Origin of the sequence: Acinetobacter sp. YH12140, assembly GCF_013418475.1 — a bacterium.
In the GTDB taxonomy this organism is placed as follows: Bacteria; Pseudomonadota; Gammaproteobacteria; order Pseudomonadales; family Moraxellaceae; genus Acinetobacter; species Acinetobacter amyesii.
The window spans coordinates 45,554-63,751 of the sequence record NZ_VPBZ01000012.1; the positions used below are offsets into that span (position 1 = coordinate 45,554).

19 protein-coding genes are annotated in these 18,198 nt (G+C 40.2%); 11 read left to right on the forward strand and 8 right to left on the reverse strand.

Going from position 1 to position 18,198, the window contains the following annotated elements; translation table 11 throughout:
* Positions 1-228: 228 nt before the first annotated feature.
* Positions 229-1,140: a LysR family transcriptional regulator gene (locus FTU75_RS16410; RefSeq protein ID WP_078188530.1), complete on the forward strand. Its 912-nt coding sequence runs from the start codon at positions 229-231 to the stop codon at positions 1,138-1,140.
* Between the two features lie 134 nt (positions 1,141-1,274).
* Here the strand turns inward: FTU75_RS16410 and FTU75_RS16415 are convergent, their stop codons facing one another.
* The gene (locus FTU75_RS16415; protein WP_180116473.1) at positions 1,275-2,183 is read right to left on the reverse strand and encodes an alpha/beta fold hydrolase; all 909 of its coding nucleotides are present in this window, start codon (positions 2,181-2,183) and stop codon (positions 1,275-1,277) included.
* Between the two features lie 24 nt (positions 2,184-2,207).
* A complete protein-coding gene (locus FTU75_RS16420) occupies positions 2,208-2,747 on the reverse strand; it encodes a PadR family transcriptional regulator (RefSeq protein WP_078189188.1) in 540 nt (179 codons plus the stop codon).
* Between the two features lie 181 nt (positions 2,748-2,928).
* Between FTU75_RS16420 and FTU75_RS16425 the strand changes: the two genes are divergently transcribed.
* The 3 genes from FTU75_RS16425 to FTU75_RS16435 all read left to right on the forward strand — a co-directional run bounded on the left by FTU75_RS16425 (position 2,929) and on the right by FTU75_RS16435 (position 6,774).
* A complete protein-coding gene (locus FTU75_RS16425) occupies positions 2,929-4,953 on the forward strand; it encodes an NADPH-dependent 2,4-dienoyl-CoA reductase (RefSeq protein WP_180116474.1) in 2,025 nt (674 codons plus the stop codon).
* 123 nt (positions 4,954-5,076) lie between these two features.
* On the forward strand, positions 5,077-5,481 hold the full coding sequence (locus FTU75_RS16430; protein ID WP_180116475.1) for a nuclear transport factor 2 family protein: 405 nt from the start codon (positions 5,077-5,079) through the stop codon (positions 5,479-5,481).
* Positions 5,482-5,682: 201 nt separating this feature from the next.
* Positions 5,683-6,774, forward strand: a complete 1,092-nt coding sequence (locus FTU75_RS16435) for a YheT family hydrolase (RefSeq protein ID WP_180116476.1) — start codon at positions 5,683-5,685, stop codon at positions 6,772-6,774.
* Positions 6,775-6,812: 38 nt separating this feature from the next.
* On the opposite strand, the gene FTU75_RS16440 is transcribed toward FTU75_RS16435, so the two are convergent.
* On the reverse strand, positions 6,813-7,988 hold the full coding sequence (locus FTU75_RS16440; RefSeq protein ID WP_180116477.1) for an MFS transporter: 1,176 nt from the start codon (positions 7,986-7,988) through the stop codon (positions 6,813-6,815).
* Position 7,989: 1 nt separating this feature from the next.
* A complete protein-coding gene (gene dkgB / locus FTU75_RS16445) occupies positions 7,990-8,799 on the reverse strand; it encodes a 2,5-didehydrogluconate reductase DkgB (protein ID WP_180116490.1) in 810 nt (269 codons plus the stop codon).
* Between the two features lie 106 nt (positions 8,800-8,905).
* Here dkgB and FTU75_RS16450 point away from each other — a divergent pair, with 106 nt between their 5' ends.
* Positions 8,906-9,790, forward strand: a complete 885-nt coding sequence (locus tag FTU75_RS16450) for a LysR family transcriptional regulator (RefSeq protein WP_180116491.1) — start codon at positions 8,906-8,908, stop codon at positions 9,788-9,790.
* 112 nt (positions 9,791-9,902) lie between these two features.
* Here FTU75_RS16450 and FTU75_RS16455 read toward each other — a convergent pair whose 3' ends face one another.
* Positions 9,903-10,316: an internalin gene (locus FTU75_RS16455; protein WP_180116478.1), complete on the reverse strand. Its 414-nt coding sequence runs from the start codon at positions 10,314-10,316 to the stop codon at positions 9,903-9,905.
* Positions 10,317-10,545: 229 nt separating this feature from the next.
* Here FTU75_RS16455 and FTU75_RS16460 point away from each other — a divergent pair, with 229 nt between their 5' ends.
* From FTU75_RS16460 to rodA, 6 genes are all read left to right on the forward strand, one after another.
* On the forward strand, positions 10,546-12,186 hold the full coding sequence (locus FTU75_RS16460) for a CTP synthase (protein ID WP_078188523.1): 1,641 nt from the start codon (positions 10,546-10,548) through the stop codon (positions 12,184-12,186).
* Between the two features lie 31 nt (positions 12,187-12,217).
* Positions 12,218-13,075 (forward strand): 3-deoxy-8-phosphooctulonate synthase, encoded by an 858-nt coding sequence (kdsA, locus tag FTU75_RS16465; RefSeq protein WP_078188522.1) that lies wholly within the window; start codon positions 12,218-12,220, stop codon positions 13,073-13,075.
* Between the two features lie 64 nt (positions 13,076-13,139).
* Positions 13,140-14,429 carry a phosphopyruvate hydratase gene (gene eno, locus FTU75_RS16470; protein WP_078188521.1) on the forward strand — a complete coding sequence of 430 codons (1,290 nt, stop codon included), beginning with the start codon at positions 13,140-13,142 and terminating at the stop codon, positions 14,427-14,429.
* Positions 14,430-14,445: 16 nt separating this feature from the next.
* Positions 14,446-14,838, forward strand: coding sequence for a septum formation initiator family protein (locus FTU75_RS16475; protein ID WP_078188520.1), 393 nt, complete (start codon positions 14,446-14,448; stop codon positions 14,836-14,838).
* Complete coding sequence (ispD, locus tag FTU75_RS16480; RefSeq protein ID WP_180116479.1) at positions 14,801-15,526, forward strand: 2-C-methyl-D-erythritol 4-phosphate cytidylyltransferase; 726 nt, start codon at positions 14,801-14,803, stop codon at positions 15,524-15,526. Before FTU75_RS16475 ends, ispD begins: the two co-directional genes overlap by 38 nt.
* A gap of 85 nt (positions 15,527-15,611) precedes the next feature.
* The gene (rodA, locus tag FTU75_RS16485; RefSeq protein ID WP_180111285.1) at positions 15,612-16,748 is read left to right on the forward strand and encodes a rod shape-determining protein RodA; all 1,137 of its coding nucleotides are present in this window, start codon (positions 15,612-15,614) and stop codon (positions 16,746-16,748) included.
* 229 nt (positions 16,749-16,977) lie between these two features.
* Here the strand turns inward: rodA and FTU75_RS16490 are convergent, their stop codons facing one another.
* The 3 genes from FTU75_RS16490 to cydX all read right to left on the reverse strand — a co-directional run bounded on the left by FTU75_RS16490 (position 16,978) and on the right by cydX (position 18,174).
* The gene (locus FTU75_RS16490; RefSeq protein ID WP_180116480.1) at positions 16,978-17,550 is read right to left on the reverse strand and encodes a hypothetical protein; all 573 of its coding nucleotides are present in this window, start codon (positions 17,548-17,550) and stop codon (positions 16,978-16,980) included.
* Between the two features lie 216 nt (positions 17,551-17,766).
* Entirely contained in the window at positions 17,767-18,069 is a 303-nt protein-coding gene (locus FTU75_RS16495) for a cyd operon YbgE family protein (RefSeq protein ID WP_078188516.1), read from the reverse strand.
* 3 nt (positions 18,070-18,072) lie between these two features.
* Entirely contained in the window at positions 18,073-18,174 is a 102-nt protein-coding gene (gene cydX / locus FTU75_RS16500) for a cytochrome bd-I oxidase subunit CydX (RefSeq protein WP_002120988.1), read from the reverse strand.
* Positions 18,175-18,198: the final 24 nt, after the last annotated feature.

The window sequence follows — 18,198 nt, forward strand, 5'->3', positions numbered from 1 at the left end:
ATGAAGTCAATCACGTTTTGTAGTTTTTCATGTGAGAAGGTTGAGCAAAATTGCCAAGACTAAAGTCGGGTTAACCTTGTAATCGTTTCACATTAGCATGACCAAACAATAAATGTGGTGTATACATCTTTTAAATAACCGAATTTGAAGGATGTGATTTGAGTGTCGTCCTGATATATTCAAATAAAAGACCATTATGAAAGAAATTCGACATTAAAGGACAATGTCATGGAATTAAGACATTTACGTTACTTTGTCGCCGTTGTAGAAGAACAGAGTTTTACGAAGGCTGCTGAAAAGCTATTTATTGCTCAACCTCCTTTAAGTCGTCAAATTCAAAATTTAGAAGAAGAGTTGGGTGCACAGCTTTTTGAGCGTGGCAGCCGTCCTTTGAGAACCACCACCATTGGCCGTTTCTTTTATCAGCAAGCTGTGAAGTTACTTTCCAATGCAGAAGAAATTAAGCTCATTACGCAGCGGGCCAGTGCCACTGAACGTACTATTAATATTGGGTATGGCGGTTCGTTACTCTGTGGTTTATTACCTCGAATTGTTTATTTATTCCGTCAGCAATATCCACACTTAAATGTAAATTTAATTGAACTGAGTGCAGTCGATCAGATTCAGGCATTAAAAGAAGGTCGGGTTGATGCATGCTTTAGCCGAGTTCGAGTGTCGGATCAGGCGGTTAAACGTGTGCTATTGCGTGAAGAGCCACTAATTGTTGCGGTGCATTCGAGTCATCCTTTATCTTCACAGCAGCAGATTGCATTAAATAATCTCAAAGATGAGCAGATTTTTATTTATCCTGCAACGGATGGTCAAAGTTATGCAACGCTGATCAAGTCTTTATTTTTAGAATATGGGATGGAGCCGAAACGCTTCAATACTCAAGCAGATTTGCAGCAATCTCTGGGTATGGTCGCTGCGGGCGAAGGCATTTGTATTGTTCCTGAATCTGTCCAAATTATGCAGTTTAGGCATGTGAATTATGTGAAATTATCGGACAGTGCTGCCATTAGCCAAATTTATTTGATCGTGCGGAATGATGATGAAGGGGAATTGGCACGTCCTTTATTTGATTGTGTTTACCAAGTATATGATTTGGAAGCAATTGAATACGATCGTCGGGTTTTCTAGTGCTTATTTTAAAAAGTAATAATAACGTTAAATTTGAAATTCAATTTTGACGCAAACAGTTAAGTAACGCTTACCTTCATAAAAAAACAGGCTCAATCTTGAAAGTATTGAGCCTGTTTTTTTATTCAGTCTAATTAGAGCGCTTGTTTTAAGAACTTGGTGATTTCACGGCTAAATTTGACCGGTTCACTGATTAATGGAGTGTGTCCCGATTTTTTAAAAATAATCTGCTCAGCATTGACTAGGCTGTCAGCAATAATTTTTTGACCTTGAGCAGGATAGAGGATCGATTTTGCCCCTGTGAAAAAAGTCGTCGGTGCGGTGAGTGCTGCAATGGCTTCACGATAATCTTCAGTATGGTTTAAATAATTTTGAATATACCAATATAAATAGGCCACACTTTGTGAGGGTAATATCAGCTTCTGTAAAGTTGGTTGTTGGTATGCAAAACGGAAAGCTGATAATGCATAAGGATTGCTATTTTGTAAGTCTATGAACCGTAACCAAGCGTCGACCAGACCTTGACGGTCATGTTTATTCATCTGCTGTGCAAATGGCACGGAGAGGTTAGTTGCAAGTACCTTCGAGATGTCTTCTAAAATACTTAAAAACTCAGTGTGGCGTTTGCCATATAAACCATATTGCCAATCTTCATCTACTCTAATTTTAGGCGTTTGATCGATGTGCAAATAACGTTTAATTTTTTCGGCAAACTGACCGTATTTCAAACCGTGCATGGTGGTCGTTGCCCCCATGGAGTAAGCAATCACCGTGATTTTATCGTAACCGAGCTGGGAAACTAAGCTGTCAATATCTCGCCAATGGCTTGAAATGGTATCCATATTTGGAATTTGACAATGTTTAGAGCCGCCAAATCCACGCCAGTCTGGAATGATAAATTTAAAATGCTTTCGGTGTTGATATAGAAAAGGGTGCCATTGCCAACTTTGCATGCCGAGTCCAGATAAAACCAGGATTGGTTCTCCTTGACCATATTCACGAACATATAGTTGTTGTTGATCTGGCATTGTATAGTGCGGCATGCGGCTTCCTATTTATTTTTTGTTTTAGCGATTAAATTTATGCAACTGTGGAATGATGGTTTCGAGCCATTTGATCCAACCGATTTCCAAATCAATCCCAAGCTGTAAAATCATTTTATGAATGTACAAAGTACGGTCTTCATCATGCGCATGTGCAAAGTCTTTTGCAAAAATAGACTGGTACACTTTTAGTTTTTCTTTGTGAATGTCTAGATGGCGTTCTAATTCAGGTAATACGCCATTTGTACCCAGTTGAGCTTCAGCACGTAAACGGACCATCAACTCTTCACGTAACTGAGCCGGAGGGCTTTGTTCAACCATCCAATTTGCCAACTCTACGCGTCCAAGCTGTTCAACTTGGTAGGTTTTTTTACGGGTTGTACTGTGCTCATCTTCAATGGTACTGATCCAGCCTTTTTGCTGCATGCCACTGAGTTCACGGTAGATTTGCTGATGTGTTGCATTCCAAAAAAAGCCCATAGAGCGGTCAAAACGGCGTGCAAGGTCAATTCCTGTACTCGGTTTTTCAAGTAAGCTCGTGAGTAAAACATGGGCTAAAGACATATATGGCTCAGTCAAAATAGTTTTGTACTTTTTATTATGCAACATGTTGCATAAAAATCAAATCTCGCATATAAATTAGTGCAACAAGTTGCAAAAATATTGTATACGTAGATGGAAAGAGAAAGCTTGTATACAAGTGAAGATAAAAATAGCCAGCTTTTCAGCACGCTAAGGAGAAAAAATGTCAAATTATCCAAATTTATTGGCACCACTAGATTTAGGTTTTACAACGCTAAAGAACCGTGTATTGATGGGTTCTATGCATATCGGCCTTGAAGAAGCACCGGGTGGCTATGAACGCATGGCAGCTTTTTACGCTGAGCGTGCGAAAGGTGGTGTAGGTCTGATTGTAACTGGTGGTATTTCTCCCAATGATGATGGTGTGACATTTGCTGGTGGCTCAAAATTAGATTCTTTAGAAGAAGCAGAAAAACATAAAGTGATTACGCAGGCGGTACATGATGCTGGCGGTAAAATTGCGATGCAGATTTTGCATACAGGTCGCTACTCGTATCAAGCCAATAATGTTGCACCTTCATCTATTCAAGCACCAATTAACCCAGTAAAACCGCAAGCTTTAAGCACAGCAGACGTCGAACGCACGATCAATGATTTTGCCAAATGTGCTCAGTTAGCACAGACAGCGGGTTATGACGGTGTAGAAGTCATGGGGTCAGAAGGTTATTTAATTAATGAGTTTATTGCTGCACGTACCAACCACCGTGATGATGAATGGGGTGGCAGTTATGAAAACCGGATTCGTTTTCCAATTGAGATCGTGCGTCGTACGCGTGAATTAGTCGGTGAAAATTTTATTATTATTTACCGTCTTTCTATGCTGGATTTGGTTGAAGGTGGTTCGACTTTCGAAGAAGTTGTGCAACTTGCAAAAGCCATTGAAAAAGCCGGTGCAACTATTATCAATACCGGTATTGGTTGGCATGAAGCGCGTATTCCGACCATTGCAACCAAAGTGCCACGTGCTGCATTTACATGGGTGACCAAGAAATTAAAAGGTCTTGTGAATGTTCCTTTAATCACCTCAAACCGTATCAATACTCCTGAAATGGCTGAGCACGTACTTGCTTCGGGTGATGCAGATATGGTGTCCATGGCACGTCCAATGCTAGCAGACCCACGTTTTGTGGAAAAAGCAGAACAAGGTCGTAGTGATGAAATTAATACCTGTATTGCTTGTAACCAGGCCTGCCTAGATCATATTTTCTCGATGAAAATTGCAACATGTTTGGTTAACCCTCAAGCTTGCTATGAAACTGAACTGATTTTTAAAGAATCTGCACAGGTGAAAAATATTGCTGTGATTGGTGCGGGACCTGCAGGTTTAAGCTTTGCAACTTATGCTGCAGAGCGTGGTCATAACATAACTATTTTTGAAGCATCGAGCCAAATTGGTGGACAGTTTAATATTGCGAAAACGATTCCTGGTAAAGAAGAGTTTTATGAAACGCTGCGTTATTTCAAACGTAAAATAGAACTATTGCCTCAGATTAAATTGGTATTGAACCATACAGCAACGTATGAAGAATTAGCTCAGTCTGATTTTGATGACATCGTGGTGGCGACGGGTGTAACACCGCGTCAGTTAGATATAGATGGTATTGATCATCCAAAAGTATTGAGCTATTTACAGGTATTACGTGAACGTCAACCTGTTGGCAAACGTGTAGCAATCATTGGTGCGGGCGGTATTGGTTTCGATACGGCTGAATATTTAACGCATGAAGGTGAAAGCGGTAGCCTCAATCCTGAGAAATTTTATGATGAATGGGGTATTGATACCACTTATGCGCAAGTCGGTGGCTTGAAACATCCAGACGTCGAAGAATCGCCGCGTGAAGTGTATTTATTGCAACGTAAGGCTAAATCGGTTGGTGCTGGCTTAGGTAAAACCACGGGTTGGATTCACCGTACAGGTTTGAAACACCGCGATGTGAAAATGATTGCGGGTGCAAGCTACGACAAAATTGATGATCAAGGTTTGCATATTACCGTTGATGGTCAATCACGTATTTTAGATGTTGATCATGTGGTGATTTGTGCAGGTCAGGAATCCTATACCGCGATGTATGAACAGCTACAAGCAGATGGGAAAAATGTGCATTTGATTGGTGGTGCGAAAGAAGCAGGTGAGTTAGATGCTAAACGTGCCATTCGTCAAGGTGCAGATTTGGCTGCGGTGATTTAATCAGCCTCATACTAAACCACGACAACTTCATTCAATTTAATATGCAGTTGTCGTGCTTCCTCTCCATTTGGGAGAGGAGTTTGAGGAAAGGGAAATGATTCATCAAAAAAAAAGGACATAAACATGACTATTGAAACAACAAAAAAATCTGTTGCACGTTGGCACGAAATGCTTAACACACGGGATATGAATATTTTAAATGAACTCTTGGCAGAGGATGTGGTGTTTCGTTCACCTGTCGCGTTTAACCCATATCCAGGTACGCCTGTAGTAACTTTTATTTTGACCAATGTGATTCAAATTTTTGAAAATTTTACCTATCACCGTGAGTTTTACTCAGAAGATGGTTTGAATGTGGTGCTTGAGTTTTCTGCCAACGTTGGCGAAAAAAAGTTAAAAGGAATCGACATGATTCAGTTTAATGAACAAGGTCAGATGATTGATTTTGAAGTCATGCTTCGTCCAAAAAGTGGCTTGGAAGCATTGGCGGCGAAAATGGGTGAGCGCATTATGCAATATCAGCCTTAAATCTGCTGATTTTAAATGCTCATCACAGAATGATAAAAAGCATGATGGATATTGTCATGCTTTTTGCTTTTGAGGCTTAAGCAAACAAATATTGCTAGTGAGATATGGTTTTGTAGATACGTTTTTTAATGGGCATTGTTAGTCAAAGTGAAAAGATTGGAATAATTTGCTGTGGTGCGAAGCGAGGTGAAGGTAAGGTCAATGAATAATGTGATTCATAAAGGGCGTCAGGCTCTTTTAAATTTTGTAGATAATGCTATCGGTGCAGAATTACCACAGCTTTATTATCATCCTGAAGGGCAAATGAAACATGTGCTGCCGAAGTTAAAGCAACTACATGAAAAATATCGCCCTACGCCTTGGCTGTCGAATACCCACGCACATTTACTATATTTTGATGTCATTAAAAAGCGTCAAGTGAAGCTTAAATATGATGCTATAGAGCAGCTGACCATGGCTGATGGTGGAATCACAGCCATTGCATGGTTAGGTTTAGATTTACCTGCGGCTGTACCAACCGTGGTGCTCATGCATACGATTACGGGAACGCCTGAAAGTATGCGGGAAGTGGTTCGGGATCTTCACCTATATACTGGTTGGCGCATTGCACTGTGTTTAAGACGTGGTCATGCCAATTTGCCTATGCCAGTTGCCAAAATAAACTTATTTGGTTCAACCGATGACTTACGTGAACAGATTGCCTTTATTCAGCAGAAATTTCCCGCATCGAGTTTGTATGGCGTCGGTTCATCTGCCGGAACGGGGCTATTGGTCCGCTATTTAGGCGAACAAGGTGAGGAAACACCACTTAAAGCGGCTTTTGCTTTATGTCCGGGCTATGACACCGAGCTTGGCTTTAAAAATGTCCACCCTTTTTACAGTAAAATGATGACTAAGAAGCTCTTTCAGAAATTTGTAGAACCCTATTCTGCAACATGGTCAGCAACACCCTCTTTAATTGATGTATTGAAAAGTAAAAATCTGGCACAGTTTGAACGTGCATATTTTCAAATGGCGGGTTTTGCTGATTATGAAAGTTATGCCAAATCCACCAACCCAATTTATGTATTTGAAAATCTTAAAATTCCTTTGATGATTTTAAATGCCGAAGACGATCCTATTTGCCACATTCAAAACTTTGAACCCTATAAAGAATTAATCCGTTCTTTGCCGAATGTAGTGGTGGTGACCACTAAAAAAGGCAGTCACTGTGGTTATTATGAAGGTTTAGTCGACACCCATTCATGGGCAACCAAATTAATGGCAGATTTTTTAAAGTTATATGCGAATTAAAAAATAGCCTACTTTTGATAGGCTATTTTAAGTATGTGTTATTCAGCTTGTGCGCAACATGCAGTAATTTGAGGTTTAAGCTTCATTTGAATCAATACTAAAATCAACGCTATAGCGCTCAGTGTAGCGCCTGCATAAGACACCGCAGCATAGCTTAGGTTAAGATTTAGCACTGCGGCACCTGTGACTGCACCCAATGCATTTCCAAGATTAAATGCACCAATATTCACTGAAGAAGCGAGGCCTGGTGCATCGTGAGCGACTGTCATAACACGCATTTGTAAAGGTGGTACGACGGCAAAGGCTGCTGCTCCCCAGATGATTAATGCAATCGCCGCGCCAATGGTGGTTGTTGCTAAAATTGGAAATAACAGCATCATCAGCATGAGTAAGACTAAAAAGCCAATCAAGGTTTTATCTAAAGACTGATCTGCAAACTTACCACCGAAATGGTTACCGATTGAAAATCCGATCCCGATTAAGACCAACATGAAAGTGATAAGCTCAGGGCTTGCATGGGTAAAGACTTTTAAGCTCGGTGCGATATAGGTATAGAGCGCGAACATAGCTCCAGCACTCATGACTGTGGTGAGCAGTGCTAAAACAACAGGCATGCGTGTTAATACTTTTAACTCTGCTCGTACATCAGGTTTTTCGGTCTGTTGCTGATGGGGTAGTGCTTTCCATAATGCCAACATGGTGATGATGCCCAATAAGGTAATAGCGGCAAAAGACATACGCCAACCGATATTTTGTCCTACCCACGTTGCGAGTGGTACACCGCCAATATTGGCAATGGTCAAGCCCATAAACATTATGGCAACAGCACTGGCTTGTTTATCTTTCGGCACAACACTCGCTGCAACGACAGAACCTAAGCCAAAAAATGCACCATGATTTAAGCTGGTGACTAAGCGTGCCGCCATTAAACCGAGATAGTTAGGGGCAATCGTTGCCAAAATATTGCCGACCGTAAAGATTGCCATCAATAAAATAAGGGCAGTGCGTTTTGGAAAACGTGCTAACCATAAGGTCATTAATGGGGCACCAATCATGACGCCAACGGCATAGGCACTAATCAGTAATCCTGCTTGAGGAATAGACACTGATAGATCTGCTGCGATTTTAGGCAAAAATCCCATCGGTGAAAATTCTGATGTGCCAATTGCAAAAGCACCTGCGGCTAATGCAATTAATGGAAAATTGAATTTCATATTAAATATCCCACACTGGAGCAAGTTCAGGTGGGTTCACTTCACGCGCATTTCTGTCTAGTGTGACAATGGCCTGCATCTGTTCTGGTGTTAAATGAATTTCTTGAGCTTTTAAATTACTGATTAAATGTTCACGTTGGGTTGAAGATGGAATTACGGCATAACCTTTTTGCAGCGCCCAAGCGAGTGTCACTTGTGCAACTGAAGCTTGGTGTTGTGCTGCAATATCAGAAAGTATTGGGTCATTTAGCACTTTGCCATAAGCCAAGGTCATATAAGAGGTGACATCAATATTTTGCTGTTTTAAGTAAGTCGCAAGTCGTTCATTTTGAAGATAAGGACTCAGTTCAATTTGATTGGTTGCAATATTTTCTAGTCCGATGTGATCAATGGCTTGTTGAGTGAGCTCAATATTAAAATTAGATACACCAATATGTTCAGTCAAACCTTGTTTTTTTGCCTCAAGTAAATGTCCCATTAATTCAGGAATATTGACTCCAAGTGCAGGTGCAGGCCAATGAATAAGTGTGAGGTTAACTGCATCCGTCCTTAATTTAATTAAGCTGTCCTTTAGGCTGGGTATCAGTTTGTCGGCAGCATAATTTTCAGTCCAAATTTTCGTGGTTAAGAAAATATCAGCTCGATTGACCTGACTTTCATGGAGTGCTTGGCCTACTTCTGCTTCATTAGCGTAAATTTGTGCAGTGTCTACAGCACGATATCCAAGCTCTAAGGCTGTTTTAACTGAGTGAATGACAGTTTCACCTGCCAAACGGAAGGTACCGACACCAAATTGGGGAACAATCATCAGGAATTCTCTTTTTTGAATTGATGCTATTGTGCTGCTAATTTTAATGAAGAAAAATGCATGAGTTTGGAATATATTATTGATTAAAAATCACGAATTAGAATATGCAATGAAATCGACCATTGAGGAGCTGCAGGCTTTTACTGTTATTGTAGATAGTGGCTCTATTATCAAAGCAGCAGAAAGACTGGATCAGACAGCATCGGGTGTCAGCCGTGCATTACAGCGTCTGGAATCTAAATTAAATGTAACCTTGTTGGAACGAACTACCCGCAAAATTAAGCTGACGCAAGAGGGGCAATTGTTTTTAGCAAAAACACAGCGGATATTGAATGATTTGAGCGAAGCGGAAGATTCCCTGCTGAAATTAGATGCAGATACATCGGGTTTGGTGCGAGTCGATTCTGCGATTTCGTTTATTCTGCATATGATCGTTCCCTTGATTCCAGAATTTAATGCGCGTTATCCGCATATACAGATTGAATTGGTGAATCATGATCAAGTGATTGACTTATTAGAGCATAAAGCAGATGTCGCAATTCGCTTTGGGAAATTAAACGACTCCAGTTTGCATGCAAAACTTATCTATAAGAGTCGACTGTGTTTGGTGGCGAGTCCTGAATACCTTCAGCAGCATGGACGTCCGCAAAATGATGAAGAGCTAACCGCACATGCTTTACTTGGATTTAGTCAAATTACCCATATGAATACTTGGCCGATCCAAGTCGCAGGGAAACCTCTGACGATCCGCCCTAACATCAAGGCGTCAAATGGTGAAACGATACGTGAGCTTGCGATTCATGGGATGGGCATCGCTTGTCTTTCGATTTTTATGTTAGAAAAAGATATTGCAGAAGGGCGATTGGTACAACTTTTAGACGATCAAATTGAGCCACATGAACAGCTTATTCATGCTGTCTATTATCAACAAGAGCATTTACCGAAACGTGTTCGTTTATTTATTGAATATTTAGCTGAAAAATTACAAGAATAGTTGTGAGAAAAAACAGTGCATCGTCGGGTACAGATTTTTATTTACATAGAAACAATAAAAAACCCGACTTTTGCCGGGTTTTTTTGATCATTTGTTTGATAAAACTTCGATCTTAGTTCTCTAAAGCTGGTGTTGCAGCAGCAATGGCAGCAGCCACGGCGTCATCTTCAGACTGTGCAGAACCTGAGTTTTGTTTAGGTTGAGCAGCTTGTGCAGGTTTTTCTGCCGCTTTAGGAGCTTCTGCTTTTGGAGCAGGAGTTTCTGTAGGAGGAGTAGGTTCACGACGAATTTCAGTTGTTGTATTCGGTGTTTCTTCACGAATCACTTCAACTTGCTGCTGAGCCAGTTCTTCAACAACTGCTTGTTCTTCAACTGGTTCTAATTGTGTAGGTACAGATGCTGTTGGTTCAGATGCTGCAACTTCAACCTGTTCCTGTTCTTCTTCTTTTGGTGCTTCTTTTTTTACACATGCTGTAAGAAGTAGACCTGTTGCGATTGCACCGCAGATTAAAAGTTTCTTATTCATAATTACACAAAACAAAAAAGTGTGGATTGGATAACTGCATTATAACAGCAAATAAGAATATAGAAATGATAAGAACTTACTCTAAATTTTTATGATAATTGCTGTTACAATAGCCAATTGTTAATTGTTCTATGAATTGATGCGTAATGACTTTGCTTTCTTGGTACAGAGTAAAGTAAAATCGCACAACATTGTAGGCCAATTTAGGCTCCATTGTACGAGAAACTTAATGACCCATTTTATTTTCGTTACTGGTGGTGTTGTATCATCACTAGGTAAAGGTATTTCAGCTGCATCAGTGGCTGCGCTTTTAGAAGCCCGTGGTTTAAAAGTAACCATGGTAAAAATGGATCCATACATTAATGTCGATCCAGGGACTATGAGTCCATTCCAACACGGTGAAGTTTTTGTCACAGAGGATGGTGCTGAAACTGACTTAGACTTGGGTTATTACGAACGTTTCTTGCGTCGTGCGAAAATGACCAAACTGAACAACTTTACTTCAGGACGAGTGTACCAAGATGTCTTGAATAAAGAACGTCGTGGTGACTACCTCGGTGGTACAGTTCAAGTTATTCCACATATTACTGACAATATTAAAGAACGTGTTCTTCGCGCAGGTGAAGGCTATGACGTTGCGATCGTTGAGATCGGCGGTACAGTAGGTGACATTGAATCTCTCCCATTCATGGAATCTGTACGTCAACTTATGGTCGAACTAGGTCATAAGCGCACAATGTTAATGCACTTAACTTTACTCCCATACATTAAGTCAGCTGCGGAATTAAAAACTAAACCAACTCAACACTCTGTAAAAGAGCTTTTGTCGATTGGTATTCAACCAGACATCCTGATCTGCCGTACAGAGCATGATGTTGATGCTGACACTACACGTAAAATCGCGTTATTTACGAACGTTGAAGCACGTGCAGTTGTGGTATGTAAAGATGCGCGTTCAATTTACCAAATTCCACGTACTTTCTATGAGCAAAACGTTGATGATTTAATCTGTGAACGTTTTGGTTATAACGATCTTCCAGAAGCTGATCTTACAGACTGGGATAACGTTGTAGATGCATTACTGAACCCTGAATACACAGTTCGTGTAGCGATGGTTGGTAAATACGTTGAACTTCCAGATGCATACAAATCTGTAAACGAAGCGCTTTTACATGCGGGTATTCAAAACCGTGTGAAAGTTCAGATTGATTATGTCAATGCAGAAGAACTTGAAAGCCAAGATGTAAACGACGTATTAAAAGACGCGGATGCAATCTTAGTGCCGGGTGGCTTCGGTGAACGTGGTACAGAAGGCAAAATGAAAGCGATTCGTTTTGCACGTGAAAACGGTGTGCCATTCCTTGGCATCTGTTTAGGTATGCAGTTGGCTGTGATCGAATATGCGCGCAACGTTGCGGGTATTAGTGATGCAACTTCAACTGAATTTAACCGTTCTACAAAATCACCATTGATTGGTTTAATCACTGAATGGTTAGATGAGCGCGGCGAAGTTCAACAACGTAATGCAGATTCTGACTTAGGCGGCACAATGCGTCTGGGTGCTCAAAAATCTGAATTGGTTGCGGGAACAAAAACTGCACAAGTTTACGGTTCTGAAGAGATCGTTGAACGTCATCGTCACCGTTATGAAATGAACAACCGTTATATCCCAGTGCTTGAAGAAAAAGGCATGAAGATTTCAGGTTATTCTCCAGTACAGCGTCTTGTTGAAACTGTTGAAATTCCTGAACATCCTTGGTTTATTGCTGTACAATTCCATCCGGAATTTACAAGTTCACCACGTGATGGACACCCATTATTCGCAGGCTTTATTGATGCTGCTAAAAAGCAGTACCAAAAAGCGAAATAATGTGTTTTTGACTAAACCAGGAAGAGTTTAAATGTCACAATTAAAACCACAGGAAATTGTACGTTTAGGCGATATACAAATGGCAAATCATTTGCCATTTGTACTATTCGGCGGCATGAACGTACTTGAGTCAAAAGACCTTGCTTTTGAAATTGCTGAAACATATGTGGATATCTGCAAACGCTTGGATATTCCGTATGTGTTTAAAGCCAGTTTTGATAAAGCCAATCGTTCAAGCTTGAACTCTTTCCGTGGCCCAGGCCTGGAAAAAGGAATCGAGTGGTTAGCTGACATTAAAAAACACTTTAATGTGCCGATTATTACTGACGTACATGAACCATATCAAGCTGCGCCTGTTGCTGAAGTTGCGGATATTATCCAACTTCCTGCATTTTTAAGCCGTCAAACTGACCTTGTTGAAGCGATGGCGAAAACTGATGCCATCATCAACATTAAAAAAGCACAGTTCCTCGCACCACACGAAATGCGTCATATTTTGCATAAGTGTTTGGAAGCAGGGAATGACAAGCTGATTCTTTGTGAACGTGGTTCAGCATTTGGTTACAACAATTTAGTTGTAGACATGTTGGGCTTTGACATCATGAAAGAAATGAATGTCCCTGTGTTCTTTGATGTTACGCATGCGCTTCAAACGCCGGGTGGTCGTGCGGATTCTGCAGGTGGTCGTCGTGCGCAAATCACGACACTGGCACGTGCAGGTATGGCGACTGGTTTAGCAGGATTGTTCTTAGAAGCTCATCCAGATCCAGAAAATGCCAAATGTGACGGTCCATGTGCGCTACGCATGTCACAGTTGGAGCCTTTCTTGGCACAGTTAAAAGAACTCGATACCTTGGTTAAAGGTTTCGCAAAGTTAGATACACACTAATTCGATACACATTGATGCGTCACTTTTGACGCATCATTTTTATTAATCAACTGAGGAATTGTTCATGAGCCAAATCGTTGACATTCGTGCACGTGAAATTTTGGACTCTCGTGGTAACCCTACCATCGAAGCAGACGTAATCTTAGCCTCTGGCGTTGTAGGCCGTGCATGTGCACCATCTGGTGCTTCAACTGGTTCTCGTGAAGCTTTAGAACTTCGTGACGGCGACAAAGCTCGTTACTTAGGTAAAGGCGTTAAAACTGCGGTTAACAACGTTAACACAGTAATTCGTGATGCATTGTTGGGTAAATCAGTATTCGAACAAAAAGACATTGATAACACAATGATCGCGCTTGACGGTACTGAAAACAAAGAAAAATTAGGTGCGAACGCAACTTTAGCGGTATCGCTAGCTGCTGCGCGCGCTGCTGCTGATGAAAAGAAAATTCCACTTTTCCAATACATCGCAGACCTTCGTAATAACAGCATTTTGACTATGCCTGTTCCAATGATGAACATCCTAAATGGTGGTTCACATGCAGACAACAACGTAGACATTCAAGAATTTATGATTGAGCCAGTTGGCTTCACTTCATTCTCTGAAGCTTTACGCGCTGGTGCTGAAATTTTCCATTCTTTAAAATCAGTTTTAAAGAAACAAGGTCTAAATACTGCAGTTGGTGATGAAGGTGGTTTTGCACCGAACCTTCGTTCTAACGAAGAAGCAATTACAGTAATTCTTGAAGCAATTGAAAAAACTGGCTACAAAGCAGGTTCAGACATTATGCTTGCGCTTGACTGTGCATCTTCAGAATTCTACAAAGATGGTCAATACATCCTTGCAGGTGAAGGCAATAAAGCATTCACTAGCAACCAATTTGCTGACTACCTTGCAGGTTTTGCAAAACAATACCCAATCATCTCAATTGAAGATGGTTTGGACGAGTCTGATTGGGAAGGCTGGTCTTACCTCACTTCAATCCTTGGCGACAAAATCCAATTGGTTGGTGATGACCTATTCGTTACGAATCCTAAGATTCTTCAACGTGGTATCAACGAAAAAGTGGGTAACTCGATTCTGATCAAGTACAACCAAATCGGTACGTTGACTGAAACTCTAGATGCAATCTACCTTGCAAAAGCAAATGGTTACACTACAGTAATTTCACACCGTTCTGGTGAAACTGAAGATTCAACTATTGCGGATCTTGCAGTGGGTACAGCAGCGGGTCAAATCAAAACTGGTTCACTTTGCCGTTCTGACCGTGTAGCGAAATATAACCAATTACTTCGTATTGAAGAATTGACTAATGCTGCATATCGCGGTAAAGCTGAGTTCAAAGGTTTGAACTAAGCAGATCATGCTATCTATGTTAAATGTATTTGACTCCAAAGCGAGTAAAGCATTGTTGGGCCTTGCGATCTTTTTGATCGCAGGGTTTCAATATTTATACTGGTTCGGTGAAGGTGGTTATCATCAACATCAACAACTGAGTCAGAAAATACAACAACAAGTCGAACTCAATGACGAATTAAAAGAACGAAATCGCGTGCTTGCCGCTGAAGTATACGATTTAAAAAATGGCGTTGAAGCTATTGAAGAGCATGCTCGTCTTGATTTAGGTTTAATTAAACCGCATGAAACTTTCGTACAAATGAGTACGATCAGTACTCAGTACAAACCAATTTATATTGATCCAAACGCAAAAGTAGACCTACGTACCAATGAGTCAGAACCAGCCGAACTTCCACCCGAACCTTAAATTGTGGGCTATTATTCCTGCTGCTGGTTCAGGAAGTCGATTTTCTAAAACTGAACTAAAACAATATCAAAACATTGCGGGTCTAAATGTGCTTGAACACACAGTTGCGCGTCTTAACCAATTGCCTTTAACAGGCTATGTATTGGCAATAGGAGAGCAAGATAATGTTGCTCAGACTTTGGCACTCACTAATCAAGAGAAGGCACATTTTTGTCTAGGCGGTGCAGAGCGTGTGCATTCTGTACTCAATGCATTGCAATATCTATCTAAGATTGCCAATGATGATGATTGGGTATTTGTTCATGATGCAGCACGACCATGTGTCTTGCAGTTGAGTTTAGAAAATTTAGTTCAATCGGCAGTAGAAACTGAGCAAAGTGCGATTCTCGCCATTCCCGTACGCGATACCTTAAAACGAGTTGAAACGGCACCACTTATATCAACAACGGTAGATCGTTCAACTTTATGGCAAGCGCAGACACCACAAATTGCCAAATTGGGTGTGCTTAAAAATGCCATTGAACAAGCGCTTGCCGCTGGTGCGACCATCACAGATGAAGCAAGTGCCTTAGAATTTGTCGGTGAGCATGTCAATGTCGTGCAGGGTCGTTCGGACAATATTAAAATTACCTATCCGGATGACTTGGAATTGGCACGTTTAATTTTAGCGTCTCAAGTGAATAGATGATTATTTCAAGGAATATTTAAGGGACAGTGATTTTTACTGTCGCTTTAATCTATAATTCCCGCATCCTTTTTAGATCTGTTTCGCAATGATCCCTTCTCAACAGTATCGTTTTTTACGTCAGTCATTACGTGATGGCCGCAGTATAAAACACGATTCTTCTCGATGGGCTAAACTTCATTTAGACCCGTGGTTACTTTGCTTCTTGGTACTCAATGCAATATTGGGGCTGATGGTTGTCTATAGTGCGACCGCGGAAGATTCGGGAATGGTACTACGCCAAGCCACAAGTTTTGGTGTGGGCTTTATTGTGATGTTGATCTGTGCGCAAATTCCACCCAAAGTTTACCAATCTATGAGTCCGTACTTATATGCCATCGGTATATTTTTACTGTTGTTGGTTCTGGTCATTGGTGAAAAAAGGATGGGGGCGAAACGCTGGATTAGCTTGCCGGGTATCGGCAGTATGCAGCCGAGTGAGTTTATGAAATTTGCCATGCCACTCATGATGGCGTGGTATTTTGCGCGAAAACCTTTTCCACCGAAATTTTTACAAATTGTCGGGGCATTAATTTTATTATTGATTCCATTTGCATTGGTCGCTTTACAGCCTGACTTGAATATCGGTTTGATTATTCCGGGTATTTTTGTTTTATTTTTAAGTGGTATGTCTTGGCGTTTAATTGCAGGTGCTTTAACCGCCTTTGCAATTGCAGCACCTGTACTTTGGATGTTTTTTTTACAGGAATATCAGAAAAAACGTGTACTGACCTTATTTGACCCTGAATCTGACGCGCTTGGTGCAGGTTGGAATATTATTCAGTCTAAAATTGCCATTGGTTCAGGTGGTTTAATGGGTAAGGGGTATACCGAAGGGACACAGTCGCACTTGGGTTATCTGCCAGAGCATCATACTGACTTTATTATGTCGACCTATGCAGAAGAATTTGGCTTTATTGGTGTATTTCTTTTATTTAGTTTATTTACAGCAATTATAGTTCGCTGTTTGATTATTGGACTAAATTGCTTCCATAATTTTGGACGACTCTATGCAGGAGCGATAGGATTAACTTTCTTCTTTTTTGTATTTTTAAACTCGGGTATGGTCAGTGGGATTTTACCGGTAACAGGTGATCCACTACCGTTGATGAGTTATGGGGGGACAGCAGTCATATCCATGCTTGCCGGTATGGGGATTGTGATGTCGATTCATACGCATCGTTAAGTGTAATAGACAACATTAAGCCGGATTTATATCCGGTTTTTTTGCTTGAGTTTTAAAATAGACGAGATAAAACTTCTAAAAATTGATTATTGCAATATTCATTAAAAGTGATAACTCATTTAAAAAACACCATTCGGTGGAATGGTGCTTCTTCTATAGTTAGGGCTTTGATTTGAAAAGAAATTAAATGTGTTTTGTATAACGTGTATTATTTAAACTTTAGGAAATCCTAATTCAACGTTTGCTCTTTTATAATTTTTCGTGCATCTAAAATATGTACCAATACAAGAGTAAATAGGAGACTTAAAGCATATTTAAAATATTGAATAAACAAAATAAATACTGGTTTAGCTGAATATATAGCTTTTTTAAAAGCATATCCTTTAGTTCCTGTTTCAGGCTGCATTGGATCACTCGGAAACCAAGTTAAGCTGATACAAATGATAAAAAAAATGAAGAAACAAAGCATAGTTGCACTGTACATTGCGAGACCATCACGAGTTCTTATCTGTTTAATAACAGCGTTTTGTACCTGTAATTGGATATCTGGTTTTAAGCCAAAAAACTTTCGGCTGAAAAATATAAGAAAAATTGTAATCCAAGTACATAAAGCAAAAAAATCATTTAAAAACCTATGTTTTGATAAAACTTGAAGTTGTTGTGTATTCGAAAAAATCCCGCTGAACTCGAAATCAAAGCAAATTACCATTAAGGCTACAACAAAGGGGAAAATCAAAAAATAATAAAATGGAGCAATATTATCTAAGTAATTCGTAATAGAGTTTGTTTTGTATATAGCCATTAAAGTAATTCTTAATTCTCATATATATCTGATTATAAATGAGATATATAAAAGCATAAAACAGATATACGATTTTATTTAACATAATGGTGCTCATACAAACTCTGAAGTGTGCAACTCGGATCATTTTTTTATTTATTTGTGGGTTTAAAACGGTTTTGGTGGTTTCAATCAAGAAAAAAAAGCCCTCAATTGAGGGCTTTATTTAGATATTAATTAATGTAGGAACCATGTGTAGTAGCCCCATAACATGAGTGGCCAAGCGAGGAAGGGGCTAAAAAGCCATTTCCAGAACCAATGGTGTGGCGTAAAACCCACACCATGCACAAAACCTCCTGAAATACCTATCATGATGAACATCAGCGCTCGATGGCTATATCCACCATTGTCATCCAGCATGGCAGCAGGATGTACAAGTAACACGGCTGCCAAAGGAAAAGCTAACAGGCAGGAAATGACCATTGCAAATTTATTTGGCTTCTTTTCTACAAGTGATTTTTCTACAGCAGCATCAGTCATTTGTTATTCCTCATCTAGATCTTGATGATGTTCGATGTAAAGCGCACTAAGTACACCCGCAAAACATGCCATCAAAATACCGAGAATCCAAGCAAAATACCACATCGTCTTTTCTCCTTAGACACAGCC